Origin of the sequence: Chelativorans multitrophicus, from assembly GCF_011317445.1 — a bacterium.
Classification (GTDB): Bacteria; Pseudomonadota; Alphaproteobacteria; order Rhizobiales; family Rhizobiaceae; genus Chelativorans; species Chelativorans multitrophicus.
In genome coordinates, this window is record NZ_JAAAPL010000003.1 from 49,051 (window position 1) to 67,154 (window position 18,104).

General features: G+C 60.7%; 18 protein-coding genes. 10 read left to right on the forward strand and 8 right to left on the reverse strand.

The annotated features are described in order from the left end of the window. Positions 1–2: 2 nt before the first annotated feature. The 3 genes from GNP00_RS14710 to GNP00_RS14720 form a co-directional block, all read right to left on the reverse strand. On the reverse strand, positions 3–347 hold the full coding sequence (locus GNP00_RS14710; RefSeq protein WP_011583110.1) for a hypothetical protein: 345 nt from the start codon (positions 345–347) through the stop codon (positions 3–5). Further along, positions 340–2,022 carry a type IV secretory system conjugative DNA transfer family protein gene (locus GNP00_RS14715; protein ID WP_166016125.1) on the reverse strand — a complete coding sequence of 561 codons (1,683 nt, stop codon included), beginning with the start codon at positions 2,020–2,022 and terminating at the stop codon, positions 340–342. The genes GNP00_RS14710 and GNP00_RS14715 overlap by 8 nt, the downstream gene beginning before the upstream one ends. 250 nt (positions 2,023–2,272) lie before the next feature. Further along, on the reverse strand, positions 2,273–2,413 hold the full coding sequence (locus GNP00_RS14720) for a hypothetical protein (protein ID WP_157038136.1): 141 nt from the start codon (positions 2,411–2,413) through the stop codon (positions 2,273–2,275). Between the two features lie 129 nt (positions 2,414–2,542). Between GNP00_RS14720 and GNP00_RS14725 the strand changes: the two genes are divergently transcribed. The 7 genes from GNP00_RS14725 to GNP00_RS14755 all read left to right on the forward strand — a co-directional run bounded on the left by GNP00_RS14725 (position 2,543) and on the right by GNP00_RS14755 (position 9,673). Continuing rightward, positions 2,543–3,352, forward strand: coding sequence for a hypothetical protein (locus GNP00_RS14725; protein ID WP_011583109.1), 810 nt, complete (start codon positions 2,543–2,545; stop codon positions 3,350–3,352). A gap of 2 nt (positions 3,353–3,354) precedes the next feature. Then, entirely contained in the window at positions 3,355–3,543 is a 189-nt protein-coding gene (locus GNP00_RS14730) for a hypothetical protein (protein WP_041544913.1), read from the forward strand. A gap of 673 nt (positions 3,544–4,216) precedes the next feature. Beyond that, complete coding sequence (locus tag GNP00_RS14735; protein WP_157038135.1) at positions 4,217–4,408, forward strand: hypothetical protein; 192 nt, start codon at positions 4,217–4,219, stop codon at positions 4,406–4,408. Next, positions 4,405–5,586, forward strand: a complete 1,182-nt coding sequence (locus tag GNP00_RS14740; RefSeq protein ID WP_011583108.1) for a DNA methyltransferase — start codon at positions 4,405–4,407, stop codon at positions 5,584–5,586. The genes GNP00_RS14735 and GNP00_RS14740 overlap by 4 nt, the downstream gene beginning before the upstream one ends. Before the next feature lie 83 nt (positions 5,587–5,669). Beyond that, complete coding sequence (locus tag GNP00_RS14745) at positions 5,670–7,070, forward strand: TRM11 family SAM-dependent methyltransferase (RefSeq protein WP_343034291.1); 1,401 nt, start codon at positions 5,670–5,672, stop codon at positions 7,068–7,070. Further along, positions 7,067–8,158 (forward strand): phospholipase D-like domain-containing protein, encoded by a 1,092-nt coding sequence (locus GNP00_RS14750; protein ID WP_011583106.1) that lies wholly within the window; start codon positions 7,067–7,069, stop codon positions 8,156–8,158. The genes GNP00_RS14745 and GNP00_RS14750 overlap by 4 nt, the downstream gene beginning before the upstream one ends. A gap of 360 nt (positions 8,159–8,518) precedes the next feature. Beyond that, entirely contained in the window at positions 8,519–9,673 is a 1,155-nt protein-coding gene (locus tag GNP00_RS14755) for a P-loop NTPase family protein (RefSeq protein WP_011583105.1), read from the forward strand. A 211-nt stretch (positions 9,674–9,884) separates the two neighbouring features. Here GNP00_RS14755 and GNP00_RS14760 read toward each other — a convergent pair whose 3' ends face one another. Together GNP00_RS14760 and GNP00_RS14765 are read right to left on the reverse strand one after the other, a co-directional pair. After that, positions 9,885–12,107: a S8 family peptidase gene (locus GNP00_RS14760; protein WP_011583104.1), complete on the reverse strand. Its 2,223-nt coding sequence runs from the start codon at positions 12,105–12,107 to the stop codon at positions 9,885–9,887. A gap of 6 nt (positions 12,108–12,113) precedes the next feature. Beyond that, entirely contained in the window at positions 12,114–13,223 is a 1,110-nt protein-coding gene (locus tag GNP00_RS14765; protein ID WP_011583103.1) for an AAA family ATPase, read from the reverse strand. Between the two features lie 548 nt (positions 13,224–13,771). On the opposite strand from GNP00_RS14765, the gene GNP00_RS14770 reads away from it, so the two are divergent. Then, on the forward strand, positions 13,772–14,677 hold the full coding sequence (locus GNP00_RS14770) for an ArdC family protein (protein ID WP_011583102.1): 906 nt from the start codon (positions 13,772–13,774) through the stop codon (positions 14,675–14,677). Positions 14,678–14,738: 61 nt separating this feature from the next. On the opposite strand, the gene GNP00_RS14775 is transcribed toward GNP00_RS14770, so the two are convergent. Beyond that, positions 14,739–14,918, reverse strand: coding sequence for a hypothetical protein (locus GNP00_RS14775; RefSeq protein ID WP_041544910.1), 180 nt, complete (start codon positions 14,916–14,918; stop codon positions 14,739–14,741). Between the two features lie 546 nt (positions 14,919–15,464). Between GNP00_RS14775 and GNP00_RS14780 the strand changes: the two genes are divergently transcribed. After that, positions 15,465–15,698: a hypothetical protein gene (locus GNP00_RS14780; protein WP_011583100.1), complete on the forward strand. Its 234-nt coding sequence runs from the start codon at positions 15,465–15,467 to the stop codon at positions 15,696–15,698. Between the two features lie 89 nt (positions 15,699–15,787). Further along, complete coding sequence (locus GNP00_RS14785) at positions 15,788–16,057, forward strand: hypothetical protein (RefSeq protein WP_011583099.1); 270 nt, start codon at positions 15,788–15,790, stop codon at positions 16,055–16,057. 296 nt (positions 16,058–16,353) lie between these two features. Here the strand turns inward: GNP00_RS14785 and GNP00_RS14790 are convergent, their stop codons facing one another. Further along, positions 16,354–17,679: a relaxase/mobilization nuclease domain-containing protein gene (locus GNP00_RS14790; RefSeq protein ID WP_011583098.1), complete on the reverse strand. Its 1,326-nt coding sequence runs from the start codon at positions 17,677–17,679 to the stop codon at positions 16,354–16,356. Next, positions 17,676–18,092, reverse strand: coding sequence for a MobC domain-containing protein (locus GNP00_RS14795; protein ID WP_011583097.1), 417 nt, complete (start codon positions 18,090–18,092; stop codon positions 17,676–17,678). The genes GNP00_RS14790 and GNP00_RS14795 overlap by 4 nt, the downstream gene beginning before the upstream one ends. Between the last annotated feature and the right edge of the window lie 12 nt (positions 18,093–18,104).

Consider the following 18,104-nt stretch of genomic DNA (forward strand, 5'->3'; position numbering starts at 1 on the left):
CCTCACACGATCCGTTGCCAGTCGATCCGCAGGAAGTTGACGACCCGGCAGGTCTCACCGTCCTCCGGGAACACGATCCGCCGTCCCTGGACTCCGTAGTAAGCGCAGTAATCCACCGACCGGCAGGGCTGCCCCGGCGTCATCGGATGACGGCACTGGTAGTCCCAGCCGACATGCGGCGTTCCGCCGACCAGGACGAAAGCCGCCGATCCACTCAGCACCAGAATGCGAGGGCGCAATAACAGCGCCTGCGCGAGGCGACGGGCCGCCCTGAACGTCCGCTTGCGCGCTCCGTCAGGCTTGCGGGGTGATCCCGCGCCAATGACTTCAACATCAAACTCACTCACGGCTCCCGCTCCTTTCGCGGTAGTTCAGTTCCAAGCACGGCAGGGTCAGCGGATAGTCTCCTTCGACGGGGTTCGGCGCGAGCCATGTTGCCCAGGGCCACACGAACCACACCGGAAGCCTCTGCGCCCGGACGGGCAGCGCCGCCTTGATCAGCAGAAGCTGCTCATCTGCGCCCATCAGCCGGATTTCGTCGGCTGACATGAGGGGCCTGCCGGTTTCGCTCAGGCTTTCGCCTATCTCATCGTCATCGAAGCGCCCGAGATTGAAGTTGCGGGTCTTCACCGTGCGTTGGCCGAGCGCCGCCGAGAGCGTCCTGGCAAGCTGGTCGTCCTGCACCGCGAAGAACTGCTTCACTTCAGCCTGCGAAAGCACCGTTCGGGCAGTATGTGGACCATACAGCCGGATAAGCTCGGACAGTTCCTGGACAAATGCCCAAACGCGCACGCCGAGTCCGGGCAGCGCCGTCAGGCTCTCTGCAAGGCCCGAGAGCCTGCCCATGTTCGCAAACTCATCCAGCAGAAACAGCACTTCGCTCTTGCCCGACGACCGGGCGACCGCCGTGATCGCTTGCCGCGTCACAAGGCCGAGCCAGGCCCCGTGCGTTGCGATCCTGTCCTGCGGGACGACGACATAGATGCTGGCCTTGCCTTCCTTCAGCGCCTTGAAGTCCACATCCGCGCCGCTGACAGCATCACCAAGCCAGCCGATCGGATCGAAGATGTCGAGCGTCTGCAACGCACCCTGTCGGAAGTCGGCAAACTGCTCCGGGTTGTCGTCGATCTGGTTGGCGAGGTCTTGCCCCACATCGGCAACCATTCCGAACAGCGCGTCAGACTCGACCATCCGGCGAACAGCGGCTTCGACGCGGCTCGTGCTGGACAGCACCCGCCACATCTCCGGCAGGGTGCAATGTTCCGGCATGCCGCGCGTCGCAAGGTGCAGCATCACCGCGCGCAGGATGGTCCGCGCGCCTTCCCGGAAATAGCGGTTCCGCGAATCTTCCGGCTCGGGCAGCAGTTGCAGCGCAATCGCCTTGGCTTCATCGGAGATGCCGCGAAGAAGCGCCGGATCGTTCGCCGCTTCGATCAGCGGCTGCAAGGGATTGCAGCGGTGCTGGGGCAGACCGTGCAAGCCCCAGGGATTGAGGACGTAGACCTTCTGGCCAAATCGCTCGGCGCGGTGCGCCGCCGTTACCGCCGCAAGTTCTCCCTTGGGATCGGTAACGAAGACTGACCCCTGGAAATGCAGCAGGTTCGGGATGACGACATTGATCCCCTTGCCCTGGCGGGCGGGAGCAACGGTCAGCAAATGCGCCTTGCCGCTGTAAAAGAGCGGCTGCCCATCGAGCAGCCCGAGGTAAAGCCCGCGCGGATCGAGCAGGCCCGCCCGCGCGCAATCGTCGAGCGTCGCGAAGGCGGCGGAGCCAAACACGCCCGAGGCGGTTTCGGCCTGCTTGCGCTTCTCGCGCTGCCGCCATGACTTGTAATACCCGGCCAGCCCGCCGAGCGAAGCCATTGCACCGATGAACTGGAAGAAGCCGAGATAGAATTGCTCGGCGGCGTCGGGCCGCGCGCCTGTTAGCTCGGGCCAGTAGCTCGCCAGAGCGAAGAAGGACACGCCGACAAGCAGGCTGCCGGTCGGCGATCCTCTCTTTTGGTTAGAAGCGCGGGCCACTGTGAACACCCCTGCAAAGAAGCTGGTTCACCTCGTCAGGCCGGAGCTTCCCATTCCGGCAAACGCGGCATGGAAAGCGACGCGGGTAAATCAGGTAGTCGATGGGCGAGAGGCGGCAGTACGGACAGATGTCGTAGTACGCGCCCCCTCGTGGATTTGTGCGCATGGGATCACCTTCGTCCTCAAACTGGTTGGCGTCTGCTGACTGGGAGGGCGGGACAACGGATCGCCCCGCCAGGGGCCGCGCGGCTTACTTCTTGCCGCGCGCTGCGTTGCCCGCGTTCACACCGGCATCGGTGCTTTGCTTCTGCTGGGACGGCATGCCGTTCGTGTTGACCTTGCCGCCGTTGACGCCGGTTTTGTAACCGTGGCTGTAAGCGTTGCTGTTCATCGCGATCTCCTTGTTCGTCGCGGCGAGACCCTTTCCAGAATTCGGCTAAGGGCTATGATCGCCTCGCGCGATGAGAGGAAATTTAGGTGATCCCGTACCGCCCGCGCTTGGACAGTGACTGGACACTTCATGGATTTCGTCCGGAGGTTTGAGGACCATCAGGTCGAGCGGATCAGACGCGCGATCCTTGACTATCGCTCGAAACACAAGGTGGGGGATGTCACCCTTGCGAATGAAATCGGGAAATACTTGTCGAATAACGTGACTTACGACTCGACCTTGAAAAACATCCAAAGACTACGCAAGGGCAAGCGTATGCGCGGCGCAACATTCCTGAACGCCTGCGTCGAGTTCCTTAAAGTTCAGATGGTAACGCCGCCCGAAGAAGAGCTGGGACTGGCGATGAAGCACTTCGTCGGAGATGTCTTTGGGTATGCGGGGCTCTGGGCCGCCCTTGAAGGCGACTATGTGCTTCGCGTTCTACGCGAAAGGCACTTCGATTCTTCTGCGGCTCTCAGCCAGCCGGGCAGACCGGCAATGGGGATCGCGGTTGCTCCGATTGGGAAGCAGCCGGAAGTGGAAAGCGCGCCCGTAATATTGTCCATCGGCCCAGGAGAAGGGCTGGACTACGGGGTTGCGCGCGAGAGGTACTTTCTTCCCGATGAGAACGGTCCAGAACATGGAAAGACGACGTACTCGGAGGCGAATGCACTGAGCCGACAAGGTGTCTGCCTGCCGGTCGGCAGCCAGGACATACTCATCATGATCCGCGATTTCCTGTTCAGCCATATGTACGTTCTGAGACGGGAACCGTTCGGATTTTCTGGCGCGATGATAATGCCGACGCTGCATGATGTGTTTGCCGTGGACGCGCCTTCGCTAGATCGGCAGTCTCAGTACGATGTTGCATTACAACGAGTGCCACGCTCGTCGGAGTGAAGATGATGGACGACGAAATCGAACTAACGATCACGCTTTCGAAGACAGCCTACGAGCGGGCTGCGAAGATGGCACAGGATGCAGATGGCATCGCCGGAGAGTTCGCTGGCATGCTAACCACCGAAGAGTTCATCGAGCGTTACCTCGAAATCATGCTGGAGCCAGAGACGGCAAAGAAGGCGTCACGCTAAGCATCATGCCGTCGCATCTGGATGGCCGTTATCTAGCAGACGCAAGATGTGTGTTGTAGTACAACACACACTTGGCAAGGGGGCCGCTGCGCACCCCCGTTGCATCCCCCGGCCTTGGCTCTTTCAGGGGATCGACCCCGTTCCAGAGCCATCAACCGTATCGCCGGTTGACCACTCGCAGGGAGACTTCGCTTCTCCCTGCACCCATCGACTTGAGGGCGTTCCTGCCCCCAAGACCCCTGACCATTTCATGGAGACGACTTCATCGAGACCAGGGAGGGGAGCTTTCGCGCTACCCTTACCCTGGACCCATCCCATCGACCAAGAGCCTTCGAGCCCCTTGGAACCCTGACCAGTAAGGAGACTTCACTCTCCCTCACTGGACCTCCCATCGACCAACCCTGCGCGGATTGGATGCCGCCATCTTGCCGAAGATGGACCACGGCCAGGGCTCGCGCCCCCTTGGATCAGCGCCTGAAGGGAGCCACTGAGCCCTCCTGCATCTGCCTCGCTGCACGGCTCCTCTCTTTGCTGCTAACCACGGCTTCTCCCTGGCCAAGAAACTGTCCACAGCATCTGGGGCCCCCAGAGCCGAAGTCCCTTTACGAACAGTTTTTTGCAGCACTAAACTGTGGGCATGGCTAGGCCAAGAGGACGCACGAAGACCGCCCGCGTGACCATCAATCTCGATGATCGCGCATATTCCCAACTGCTCGCAGTGGCGGGCCGGGATGACATGCCTGTTGCACAGGTAGCCCGTCGTGCTGTCATGGACTTCCTACATCAACAGGAGCAGGCAATTACACAGGAGTCGCTTCCTCTGGTGCGCACCTATAACCAAAAAACAGAAGGGCGCAGCTCATGACCGACTGCCTCGAACCACTTGCTGACGACTTCTCTCCATCAGCAGACTTTGACCTACCCTCCCGGCCTGAGCATAAAGCATTATCTTCGGTGGATTGGGACTTCCCTAACAGGATCGCGCACAGCGAAATCGAGGGAGTTCACCCTTACCCAGCGAAGTTCGTTGCAGAGTTGCCACGGGCGGTTCTCGAATGTCTGCCGGTCCAGCCAGGAACGGCTGTCCTTGATCCGTTCTGCGGCAGCGGCACGACACTGGTGGAAAGCCAGAGGCGCGGCTTCCGATCTGTTGGGATAGACCTCAACCCCATCGCTTGTCTGATGAGCAGGGTGAAAGTCTCCACCGCACCGGAGACTCTGGAGGAAGCTGCGCGCAAGGTTCTTTCAGCGGCGGATAGCGTCCGCGATCCGGAAATCCCGGCCATTCCCAATTTGGACCATTGGTTCCGCAAGGATATTCAGGCCCGCCTCGCTTGCCTGACCGAGGCGATTGCCACTGCCGCTCCTGAGGCCAGAGACATTCTGCGACTAGCTCTCTCTAGCATTATCGTCAGGGTTTCAAACCAGGAGAGCGACACTCGTTATGCCGCCATTGCGAAGAATACCACGGCAGACGAAGTGTTTCCGATGTTCAGCCGCGCGGTTGATCGCCTTGCTTACGTTCTTCATTCTCGCACTTACGCGCTGTCGCCATCAACTGTGATTGAGGCGGACACATTACAGGTCAATGCTGCTGATGTCGGAGAGCCAGTTGGCCTCGTCATCACCTCGCCGCCATACCCGAACGCCTACGAGTACTGGCTTTACCATAAATATCGTATGTGGTGGCTGGGCTTCGATCCTATTGCGGTCAAGGAAAAGGAAATCGGCGCGCGCGCCCATTTCTTCAAGAAAAACCACCATACGGCAGATCATTTTGTGGACCAGATGCGAAAAACGTTCGCTCTGCTTGAGCAAGTCGTCGTGCCGGGCGGGTATGCCTGTTTCGTCGTGGGCCGCTCCCGCATTCACGGCAAAATTGTCGATAACGCCAAGATTATTGAGAACGCCGGACTCGCCACAGGATTTGTACCCGTGTTCCTCAAAGACAGAGTCCTGTCGGCAAACCGGAAGTCCTTTAATCTTTCACATGCCAACATAAAGAAGGAGACGGTGCTTGTGCTGCGGAGGGATGCGGCATGATCCGTTTAACGTGGCACAACTATCGCTACTATCCCTACGAGCGGGATCTTGCGGCCCGTGAAATCTCCGCTTTATTCGATGGAGTGAAGCTGCGCGAGGTGCCCGAGGGCATCGAAATTCTTGATCCGGTTGATTGCGAAAGCGCGGCGCGGCTCACGTACTTCTCGCAGGCGATCAACGGGCACGGAGCTGTGGAGACAACTCAGGCCCGTCTCGAAGATGCTGCTCGCCTCGGAAAAAATAGGCAAGCGACAAGGTACTCTGTTCATGGACTTCACGAGTACAAGGGGAAATTCAATCCGCAGGTCGTCAGGGCGCTACTCAACATCTTTGAAGTCTCGCCCGGTCAGCGGGTCCTTGATCCGTTCTGTGGCAGTGGAACCACATTGGTCGAGTGCGCGCACTCTCGCGCGATAGGCTACGGCACCGACATCAATCCGCTGGCCGTCTATATCGCACAGGCGAAGCTTCAAGCACTCGTCACGCCGGTGGCGGCCTTCCGGGCAGTGGAATCCCGGCTCTCTGCCTCGCTGAAGCGCACCAAGCGCTGGAAGGTGATCAAGGACACTGGTCCCCGTGCTGCATACCTTCAGTCCTGGTTCGATGATGACGTTCTGGCTGAACTCGAAGGCATCCGGTTGAAAATCGAAGAGATCGCGGGAGACCTCGCGCCGGTCTTCCTAGTCATAGCCAGTAACCTTTTGCGTGATTATTCGCAGCAGGACCCGAACGACCTCCGCATCAGACGGCGAAAGTCGCCTCTGCCCGAAACGCCGTTCAGCGAGGCGCTTCTCGCCGCAACTTTCCAGACGCTGGAACGGATCGAGGCTGCACAGGCGGTCTTGGGAACCTCGCTCCCCGTAGGCAAAGCTTTGCTCTGCGATGTGGGCCAGCTTTCAATCAAAGCCGTGGGCGGTCGGTTTGACGCCGCCATCACCAGCCCGCCTTATGCGATGGCGCTTCCCTACATCGACACGCAACGGCTGTCACTTGTATGGCTGAAACTGGTCGAGCCCGAGCAGATTTTGAGCCTGGAGGCTGAGCTTATTGGCAGCCGCGAGCTGCGCGGGAACGCTCGACGGGCACTGCCTGCACAACTGGAAAACAACCAGGACAATCTTCCCGAGGAGCAGGCCAATTATTGTCTGCGCCTCCAGCATGCGCTTGGCCAAGATGACGGATTTCGGCGCCAGGCCGTGCCGATGCTGTTGTATCGGTATTTCGCCTCCATGAAAGGCAGCTTCAAAGCCGTCAAGAGGGTTATGAACCGCCGCGCCCCGTTCGGGCTGATCGTGGGTCACAACCACACGACCCTCGGCGGCATCCGCTGGGACATTGATACACCGTCGCATCTAGCGAGCCTTGCCGCAGCCGAGGGCTGGAGTGTTGAAGAGCTGATGCCCCTGCAAACTTATCATCGCTACGGCTACCACATGAGCAATGCCGTCGCCGCTGAAACTCTCATCGTGCTGCGAAACAAATGAACGAGCTGACGCTTCATCCGAATGTTTATGCGACCGGCCAAAGCAAGGGGTTGGTTTCAATCCTAGAGCGCGTCTGGCTCAGGGAGCAGCCGGTTGGCGAAGGCACTCTGTACCTGATGTCGGGTTTCGCAAACTATAACGGGGGCGTTCGCTTCTATCCCGTGTTCCGGCACCACATCGAAAGGGGTGGGAAGGTCGTGGCGATCTTCGGCGGCAGTACAAGGCAGAACCTGAGCAGCAAGCAGGTTGTCGCCGAGCTATTGGACTGTGGAGCCGAGGTCCACATCGTCAACCGCAAGCGGCTTATGCATGCCAAGAGTTACGGGTCGAAGACGAACGAGGGCCAAATGGTCGTTGTCACCAGCGGGAACTTCACGGGACCTGGCATGGCACAAAATGTCGAAATGGCCGTGCTGCTCGACCGACCCACAACGCATAACCTAGGATTCTGCTGGGATGAGATGGTCACTAGCATGCTCGCGCAGCGTTGGGATATGTACCAGCCGACCTTGACCGATAGAACGGCCCCAGCATGGCAGCTCCTATATGATGAGGAGGCAGGCGCGATTGTTCTCGATGAGACGGACGAGGTCACCATGATCCTCCGGCTCGGGCATGCAGATACAGCCCGGATCAATGCCGTTCCGGGCTCCATAGCCGGTAGGGGAACACAGTATTTCTGGCTTAGCCGCGACTGCTACGACTTTTTTCCGGCTCTAACGATCCTCAACGAGCGGGGCCATAAGCGGACTTACTCTTGTCTCATCCAAATGAACTTTGTTGACATTGGAAGAGAGGAAGAAATTCGGGTTACGTTCGAGGCGGAGAACAATCTCGATTTTCGGCTTGGAACTGGCCCATATCGCTACACCGGCGTTGCGCGCGAGGGCGACCTTGCCGCTATATCACGGGTTGGCGAAAGCCGATACGAACTTAGGATATACCGGCAGGGAACCGACCTTTTTAGAAGATTATCGCCATACGCAATAAACTTCATAGGCCATCAAGGAAAGCAATACGGCTTCATTTCAAATCAAGAGTTTCAGGACGCCATAGGTACGCGGATTGGTAGGCGGCTGCACTCTTGAAGGTTCGCCGCCGGGAATTTACCGCAGTGTGACCTTTGCTGTCCGTCCGATCTAATCTTTTGCTACCCTGATCCGCTGACTTTCCCTTGCCTGTGTCGCGGCCTGCGGCCCCATCACCCGTGAAGATTAAGCCCTCCGCTCGTTGGTGCGCCACAGACTTAAAGTGCTGCGCAAGACTACTTTCGGCAAAGGCTTGACGACGCTTGCAGAATCTTGCACGATTGTGTTGGCATTCAGTGCATGCCGGTGTGTCCGCCACGCAAAGCTACGCAGCACTTTCCTTCAATTATAAGATTCCAGCCCAATCGTGGGATCTGGTTAGTAGCGGACACCTAGTCAGATCCCATTTGGAAATGGATCATGACTAAGAAGAACGAAATCGACACACTCAAGACACTCGGAAAGCGGTATGCGCGGGCAAACCGGATTCCGCAACACGAAGCACTCAATGCGATTGCGGCTGAGCTGAAGTTTGCGCATTGGACGCAACTGGCAGCTAAAGCTAAGCAGGGCTGGCTCCCGAGTACAGAGCAACTGGCGCAGGCCGAGGCGTTTGTTCGTCAGTCTCATCCAGGCGCGGGTGAACAAGAAAGGTTCATCGACAAGAGCTTCTCCCGTCCAGTCTACGAGCCGATCAGACAGGGAAAGATCGGCGATCACCCGTATCGGGTTTTTGAATTGTTCGGTGACATACGCATGGAAGGCAACGGATGGCGCATCCTTGTTGGCGAAGCACTGTTCTCGCAGCCGATTGTTGAGATCGAAGAACCGCATTCTGACACCAGCCCTGTACGCAAACGCGATTTCCTGGACGCAGCACTAGTGATCGCAGATGAGGAAGCGACCAAGGTGCGTGCAGGGATTTCTTCCGACTGGCCAAGACGTTCCACCAAACCTGATGCCGAAGGGGTCGTGCTACATCCACTGTTCGGAGAGCGGTCTGCCGAATGGTTTTGCCTACATTGCGACGGCAAGATCACGGGTGCACGGCTTGCGGAGAACCTTTGGCACTGCCCTGGCTGCGGCGCATCTCCCATCGACATCTTTTCTACGCCCGCTTGGTTGGAAGGCTCCGAAGTGGACCCAAAACCTGTTCCACAGCCTATGGCACGGCAGCGGCCTGAGCCCACGATCATAGTGGTGGACTCACGGCCCACACTGACGCTCAACGTAAAGAGCATTACCATGCTCTTGCGCACTGCTTTGCTTGAAGACGCGGCGACACCCGCAGAGCGACTTGGTGCGCTGTTGGCAGAGATTTTCGTCGATGACGAAGGCGATGCATACATTGTGCTGGATGAAGACCTTTGGCCTGATTCCAAGGAGCCCGAGGCAGCGCTTTCGGTTGCCGAATTGCTCGGTGCGGAGCTGGAAATCAGCGCAACGTGTATGAGTGCTCCTTTTGCATGGCCTGACTTAGGACATGTGACAACCAGCACGCGGGAATATGTTCAACTGTTGTTGGAAGCCCACGAACAGCAGGGTGTCATTCGTCGCCAGAGCGAAGGCGAGTGACTTTGTATTTTGTCGCGCCCTCCAACGGACGTAGGAGGCCCGGGCTGTCGCGAACCGAGCCCGCCGGTGGCGGTCTCGGCCATTCGGCTTCCATCCGTTGCGCAAGATCAGTCGCCAGCTCTCACTGGTGCGCGGGAGCGTTGGATCGGGGACGGGTCCCTTCTGTCTGTAGAAGGAACTGGTGCATTCCGCCTACCCGAGAGGGGATGACTCAGGTCCGCACCGGCACCTCGAGGACCGGACGCAGTGGCTCGAGCCGGGCCGCGTATTTCCGCACGATCTGATCGTAGAGGTCCGCGACGCCCTTGGCCTGCACACTCACCACGAGGGCATAGGGCAACTTCTGGCCGGGCGCGAAATTGCGGCCCTCAAGCCGCGAGTTGTAATGGATGTCGAACACCGGGTTTTGGAGGGAACGGCCCTGCATCCGCCTGCTCGCGTGCAGGCAGTTCTCCCACTTCCAAGCGTCGCGCCGCAACTCATCCTCGGTCGCGCCCGTAGGCGACGATCCGAAAAAGGACTTGCTGTCTGGGTGAAGCTGGCCCTCACGCGCGAAACGCTCAATGTGTGGCCGGAAGGTAACCTCAAGGCCGGCGCGCGTATAGTTCCCCGGATGATGCGGATCGGTCTGGCACTTGTAGCAGATGGTCGCCTTCAAATTGACCATGCCGTTGATCTCGACGGGAGGCACCGGAATTGAGGCGCGAATATACTTTGCCGGAGAAATCTCCCCCTGATAGACGACGCGCACCTCGTCATCCGCGCAGAGCACGATCTCGTTCAAGTCCTGGGCACAGCGTCCCCAGCCTACCTCGCGAGAGTCGATCTCACTCACTTCAGCCGTATGGACGAGCAAGGCGCGGATTGCTAGGTGGTTGAGATTCGCCCCGAAATGCGCCCGCACACCACTCGCCATGCGCACAACGCTCGGCGTGGCGAATGACGTACCGCCAGTCGTCGTCAGCTTCGGATCGAGCTCGTGGCTCAGCACCACGAACGGACGCGCGACCGACCCGCCGAAGCTCACCAGATCAGGTTTGATGAGCCCCGGACTCCGGCCCGGTCCGACCGAGCTGTAGGGCGCTCGCTGCCAATCGTTCTCGGTCGTGTCGCACGCGCCGACGGCCAAGGCGTTTACGCAGTCGGAAGGCACCTGGACCCGGTCGAGGCCGGTTGCTGAGTCGCTCTCTCCATCGTTGCCGACCGCGACCGCTGCCAAGGTAGAGGTGCGCGCAAGGCGGTCATCGAGCACCGCAGTCCAGGCGTGTACGTCATCGTCTTCGATCGGGAGGCACGGCCCGATGCTCAGGTTGACGAAATCGTACTCCTGACTCGCGAGGACGCCTTCTATGCGCTCGAGCACCTCATAGAGCTCGTGCGGGTCCTGATGCGGGTCTTCATCGAGCACCCGGTAATGGTCAATCGCGGCAAAGGGTCTGGGAATCGGCTTCTTCGGGTCGATATGGCCGAACAGGGCAGCCGAGGTGACCGCGACGCCATGTTCATGCAGTTCCGCTGTTGCGGGCAACATGCCTTCCACCTCGTAGGGTGTGACCCATTCGGTCAGCGGATGGCCTTCCGGCACGCCGCCGTCAAAGATCGCCACCCGCGTTCCCTCGGACACTGCCGGTTCAGTTGGCAGCGTCGGCCGCGTGCTCGGGATTCCGGAGGAGCGGATCGTCGGCCGCAGCATCCGCAGCTCGGGCATCTTCCGCAGCGCCCGCACGGTCGAGAAGGTCGCGATCTCTTCGGCGCGCTCGCTTGGGGCATCGAGCTCGATGAAGCAGAGCCCCTGTGCGTAGAAACGGCGGCCGAAATTCCGGGGCAACTCCCGCGCTTCGAGGAAGCGGCCGAACTCCTCGAGCGCATCCACTTCGCCCTCCAGCTCGCCCGCATGGAGCACGATCTCCATCGGCAGCACGCCTTCCTCCGGCAGTGTACCCTTGATTTTCATGTGAGGGGCGGGAGCGGCGATCTCCTCGATCGAGACCAGATCATCGGCACTGCGCCGCGTAGGCGACCAGTCCGGCAGCGTCTGGCTCCACCTGCGGAACGCGCTGCGCGTTCCGCGCGCGAACAGCTCCGTGGTTATGGTCTCCGTCGGTTCCCGGTCGCGCGAGCGCTTTTCCGGTTTGACCTTCTTTGGGCGGCTGCCCACGACCTCGACCCCGACGTCGCGCAGCAGTTCGGCTGGGAAGTAGGATTTGGCAATGTATTCCGGGTTCAGCGTGAGGGAGAGCACAACCTGATCGCGCGGGCAGGCGTCGGCAGGCAGAGCATCCACTTCCTTTACTGCTTGGCCCAGCATCGGCGTGAGGCGGGTCCGCGCTTCGCTGAAGGTATAGGGCGCTTGTTTCGGACCACCGCCCGACCGGACCGTCACGTCCTCCGTCAAACGCTCACCACGGCCGAGGAGAAAATTTTGCTTAGGCATGGCGGCTTACTCCGACTTCTCGGCCGCGGTGCCTTTCAGACGCTCGCGGATCGTATCGCGCGCCACTCCGGTCAGCTCATGGGCGCGGCGTTGTGAGGCAAGCCCGGTCTGGACGAGCTGAACAGCAAGATCGATGCGATCCTGTTTGGGGCAGTTATCGATGGTCAGGAGCGAAGACAGGTGCTCGCCGAGGCTCTTGCCGTCGAGCGCCGCCGACCGCCGGGCGCTGTTCACCATGCGCTCGATATCGCTGAAGGACTGCCGGGCCAGCACCAACGAAAGCACATCTGACCAGTCCTCGGCCTGCGGCGCTGTGCGATGCAGCAGCGCCCTGATGAAGGCGCTCGCCGCCTCACGTCCCGGCAACTCGAACTCGACCAGCTCTTCGAAGCGACGCCAGACCGCCGGGTCCAGCAACTCGGCATGGTTGGTGGCGGCGATCAGGAGCCCCGTCGATGGCCAGTCGTCGAGTTGTTGCAGAAGAACTGTAACCAGGCGCTTCAGCTCGCCGATCTCTCCTGTATCATCGCGCCGCTTCGCAATCGCATCCAGCTCGTCGAGGAGCAGTACGCCGTCGATCGATTTTGCGTAATCAAGGACGTGGCGAAGATTCGAGCCCGTGCGTCCGAGATAACTGCTCATCACAGCGGATAGGTCCAGGATCAGCAGGGGACGCTCCAACTCACGCGCGAGCCATTTCGCGGCAAGCGTCTTCCCGACGCCCGGCGGGCCTGTGAACAGGATCGTTCTCGTCGGCTCGAGCCCCGCGTCGATCAGGGCCTCAACATTGCGGCGCTCCTTGATTAGGCGCGTCAGCGTCTCGCGTACCTTCTCTGTATAAATCGGCTCGTGCGGCAACTCCGGGCGCTCCTCCACCCGCAGGAGCTGGAACCGGGAGTCGGTATCAACCGGCAGCGGTATCTCCGCCGTGCGGCGCAGAGGTGATGAGCGAGTGGGGCGTTTGCGCAGCAGATCGACAAGGGCTGCCGATAGCGAAGGGTCGCCGGTGCGCTTGGCGATGCGACGAAGGAAGGTCTGCACGTCCTGGGGGCGGTCAGAAAGCGCGATCCTCGCTAGGTGGACGAAATCACCCCTCATGTTTTCAGTGTCTTCCATATGCTCTACGTCGCCTATTTCTCTGCTGAGGCTTATAAAACCACAAAGTGGACGAAAACGCAAGGTAGAAATCTAAAAGTCTTCCACCTCCGTCTCGAACCCTGTCCCCTGGCACTGCACCCTAGCCCCGGCCACCGAGGACGCGAGCATCCCCGTCACCTGTGCGCTCGCCTAGCACTACCACGAGGTCGGGCGCACCGCAGGGACCGGCGAGCCAAGCCTGTTCTCGTCTTCCTCAGAACGGGCACTTCTCTGTTGGAATGTGCGGAAAGCCTTCCCCCTGGCCGGACCCCGTGCCGGTCTCCGGCACACCTCCTTCAGCGGAAATACCCCGCAACGCCCCAAGTAAAAGCTAAGGGGCTTTGCCCCTCGCGCGGCAAGGGTAAAGTCGCTCCGCTCCCGATTTCCGAATTATTTTCCCCTTCGCCTTCGGCGAATTCCTCGCGAGGCAAAATAACCCGGAAATCGCCCTTGCCTTTGCTACCCCCACCCTCGCCGGGAGGCATCGGTTGCATGCGCAACCTGCTTTCAAAAGGAAGGGAAGGAAGATGAAAACAGATGTTTATGAAAGGATCACAAGCCGAATAGTCGCCGAGCTGGAGCAGGGCGTGCGGCCTTGGCTGAAGCCTTGGAGCGCGGAGCACGCTGCAGGGCGGATCACGAGGCCGCTGCGTTCCAACGGCATGCCTTATCAGGGGATCAATGTGCTGATGCTCTGGGGCGAGGCTGTCGCGAAGGGCTTTGCCGCGCCGATCTGGATGACCTTCAGGCAGGCGCAGGAGCTGGGCGGGCATGTCCGCAAGGGCGAGCACGGCAGCCTAGTCGTCTATGCCGACCGCATCAGCAGGACAGAGCGCGACGAGGCAACCGGCGAAGAGGCCGAGCGCGAAATCCCGTTCCTCAAGGGCTATACCGTGTTCAATGTCGAGCAGGTGGAAGGGCTGCCGCAGCATTTCTATGCGGTGGCCGAGCCCCGGCTTGAGGAGGTAGCGCGCAACGTGCAGGCGGATGCGTTCTTCGTTGCGACCCACGCCGATATCCGGCACGGCGGCGACCGCGCTTACTACACGATGGCCGAAGACCGCGTGCAGATGCCGCCCTTCGAGGCGTTCCGCGATGCCGAGAGCTACTATGCGACGCTCGCGCACGAACTCACCCACTGGACCCGGCACCCCTTGCGGCTTGAGCGCGAGTTCGGGCGCAAGCGCTGGGGCGATGAAGGCTACGCGATGGAGGAGCTTGTCGCCGAGCTGGGCGCGGCCTTCCTGTCCGCCGACCTTGGCCTGACGCCGGAGCCGCGCGCGGATCACGCCGCCTATATCGGCTCATGGCTAGAGGTGCTGAAGAACGATAAGCGGGCCATCTTTGCCGCCGCCAGCCACGCGCAACGCGCCGCCGACTTCCTGCATGGCCTTCAGGCAGGGAGACAGGTGGAACAAGGAATCGCCGCGTGAGCGGCGATTCCCCTCTCAGGCGGAAAATTCGCGGCTGGCCGTGAGGCCAGCCGCGAAGGGGCTAAAGACCCGGCGGGCGTATCGCCAGCTCGTTCTCGATATTGCGTATCGAGGCCAGCGCGTCGCGACGCTCTTGCGAGCTGCGCGGTGCGGCAGCAAAGGCAAGCATTGCCTCGCCGAGCAGACCGTTCAACTCAGCGGTGCTGCGGGATGCCGCCTCGAAACGTGAGACGAGTTTCATCGTTTCCTCCTTTGTTTCAGGAGGCCCCGAACCACTCAGGGCCTTTCGGCCCCGGCACACATGATCATCGGCCCAGACAAGGCGCTGATGGATCAAGGGACGGCTTGAAACGAAGAAGGAAGGAGACGGAAAACCGCCTTACGGTTTGAGGTAGGCATAATCGAAGCGCGGCAGGATTGAAGCGGCACTGATCGGCAAGAGGCGGCGCATGTCATTGCAGCCCATCCCGTGGCGCTGGAAGAGCGTGCCGACGCCTGACCGGATATGGACTATCGCCAGAAGGTTGCTGGCCGGGAACGGCGGGTCTTGACCGAAGCGGATGGCCTTGGACAGCGGGAATTTTCTGCCCCCGTGCCGCTCATCCTCTCGGCTGGGTGGCTTGCATCGATGACGCCTGGAATCCCTGGCCGGACGCGCCTCTGTCTTTCAATGGCCTGCCCGCACCACTCCTGCTGCGCAGGACCGTGTTGGCCATGATGCCCGATCCTTGCCTCCGGCCTGCACGGGAGGCGTTAGCAAGCCAACCCAAACCAAGGAGATGAGATCATGGCACGCAAAAACACCGACACCGCCCAGGCCCTGAGCGCACCGCAATACCTCGCCTGGCACGTCGCCCAGAAAGGCGAGAAGTCCTACTGGAACAAGGTCGGCGCTGCCTGGCCGCACAAGGACGGGAAGGGCTACACGCTCCAGCTTGAAACCTGCCCGATCAATGGCCGCATCGTCCTGCGCGCGCCGCTGGACGATGCCCCCCAGACCGAAGCCGGGAAGGGCGCGTAAGCGCTCTTCCTTTTTTATCCGCAGGTAAATGCGCCCTTCGGGGCGCATTTTCTTCCGGCCCGGCAAGGTCAGGTTGTACGATTTCTTCCATGGAAAAACGCAGCGGCGGAAAACCGGCAAGCAACTCGTTCAAGATCAAACTGCGTGGCCGGGACAACGCGCCCTTGTCCATGACCGAGATGCGGCAGGGACTCTACGAAATCATCCACAAACTTGCGGGCTATGAAGCTTACCGCGCCAAATGGGTGACGCTCTACCTCACTCTCGTTGATGAGAACGGAAGCGAGGTCCGGATCAACAACAAGGGCGAGTGGACGATCTATCCGTACAAAAGCGCCGCCGACGAAAAAGGGGCGTAGCGGGCGATGGAGCAGCCCCCGCGATTCGATCCCCGCGCAAAGCCCTTCTTTGAAGAACTCGACAAGCTCACCGGGCGCTATCTGGCGAGGGGCTTGATCCGGCGCTTATCCTTTGCGGCCTTGCGGCCCTCGCCATCAAGACAGCGCAGGCGAAACCCGAGTACAAGCAGTTGTATCTTGATTATTTCGCTGAGGTGGTGCGCGGAGCGGGCGGTCTCACCGTCATTGACGAATAGGCGGCTGATGCCCTCAGGCCGAAGCCGGGAAAGGGGACGTAAGCGCCCCTCTTTCCCGCATCACGGGTCGAAGCTGCGCCTGTGGCGATGGGGACGCTCCGGGCGCGGACGCTTCCGGGTTTCAGCTTCGTGCTCTTTCTCGCGGTCGCGGGAGTGCGGATGATCGCCGTCGTCGCGGTCGATATCCTGGTAGCGGCTTACATCCTCACGCAGCCGCAGCAGCTCCTGCTGCGCCATCGCGCGTTGCGCTTGGATATCTCGTTGCAGCGCCTGCCGTTCCTCAATCTGCTTGAAGATCAGCGCGTCCTTTTCCGTGCGGTCGCGGCGATAGGCTTCCAGCGCTTCCAGCTCGTTCTGCGTCCTGATCCTGGAATATTGCCCGGTCAGGCGATGCCAGATGCCGGAAAACCCCTTCGGCAATCGCTGCGCGCGTTGCCAGGTTTCGGCCTGCCATCGCTGTTCATGGGCGGCTGACATACGCTGACGCGCATCCTGGTGGCGGGCAGCCATTTCCGTCTTGCGGAACGCGAGAACGGCCTCGCGCTGTCTCGCCTGACGCTCGGCCTCCTTGATGAAGGCTTCGAGCTTGCGGGTTATCCCGCCTGCGATCTCGATCTTGGTTTCCTCAACTGAAAGGAGCCGCTTCTGGTCGCCGAGCCTTGCTTCAAGGTCTTTGGTCTTCACCCCGGCATAGCGGGACAGCGAATAGACCTCCCCGCGATAATCGACGGCGACGAACCCGCGCCGGTCGCCTTTGGCGAGCCAGAAGCCGCGTTCCCTGAGCGCCCGCTCGAATGATGCCCTGTTGTCGGAAGCCTTCCAGCATTGCGCAAGGACCGTCTTAAGCTCGCGCGGATCGAGTCCGGCGCGCTTTGCCTGTTGCCATTCTTCGCGGCTGAAATTCAGCGGATCGCGCAGGCTGGGGTCCTGTAGGCCGCGCGGCATCTCCCAGCCGTGTTTCAGGTAGAGGCTCCGGGACACATCCCGCAGCTTGACCTTGTAGTGGGGCAGATTGATTGCGCGCATGCGCTGCGAATCGATCCTCGACCAGACGACGTGAGCATGACGCCGCCCGTCCTTCTCGTGGAACACAATGGCGCGCGGCTGGCCTTCCAGGCCGAGCTTGCGCTCCATATCGGCTATAGCCCGCTCGAAATCTTCAACCGCCGCCTGCGCATCCTGCGGCGGATTGAGGCTCGCCGAAAACAGGTAGTTCTTGCAGCGCGTCCCTTTAGCGATGGCGTCGGCTTCGCCGAACGCCCCCGGAAGGTCGTCGCTGACAAAGCCGCGCACCTCATGCAGTTCCACATGGTCGTTGTCGCGTATCGCCAGCAGATAGCGGGCGAGCTGCGGACCGTCCCCGCGCTCTTTGGCCTTGAGGATCATGGCCCGTCCCCCGGAGACTTGCCGAGCGCGCGCAGCAGCTCATCCCGCAGCGCCGACACTTCGCGGCAGGCCTCCTTGAGTTCGGCTTCGGTTTCCGGCGTGACGGGCAGCGAGCCGGTGTTTACGGCCTTGGCAAGCTGGTTCAGGTTGGACGACAGCCGGGACTGGCCCAAGGCCCCCAGGACGCGCCCGAGGGCTTCATGATCCTTGATCGGGCTGTTACCTCGGCGCTTGCGGGGCGCGGTATCCTCCCCGAGCAGCCGTTCCCGGATATAGGCCCCGAGCGCCTTGCCAGCCGCTTCGTTTTCCAGTCGCGCCCGTTCCGCTGCGGTCAGACGCAGTGAGAAGGGCGGCGGATGTTTGCCCGGCTGTTCGCCCGCCGATTTACGGAAATCACGGCGCAGGCTTGTCATGGTCGCACCGCA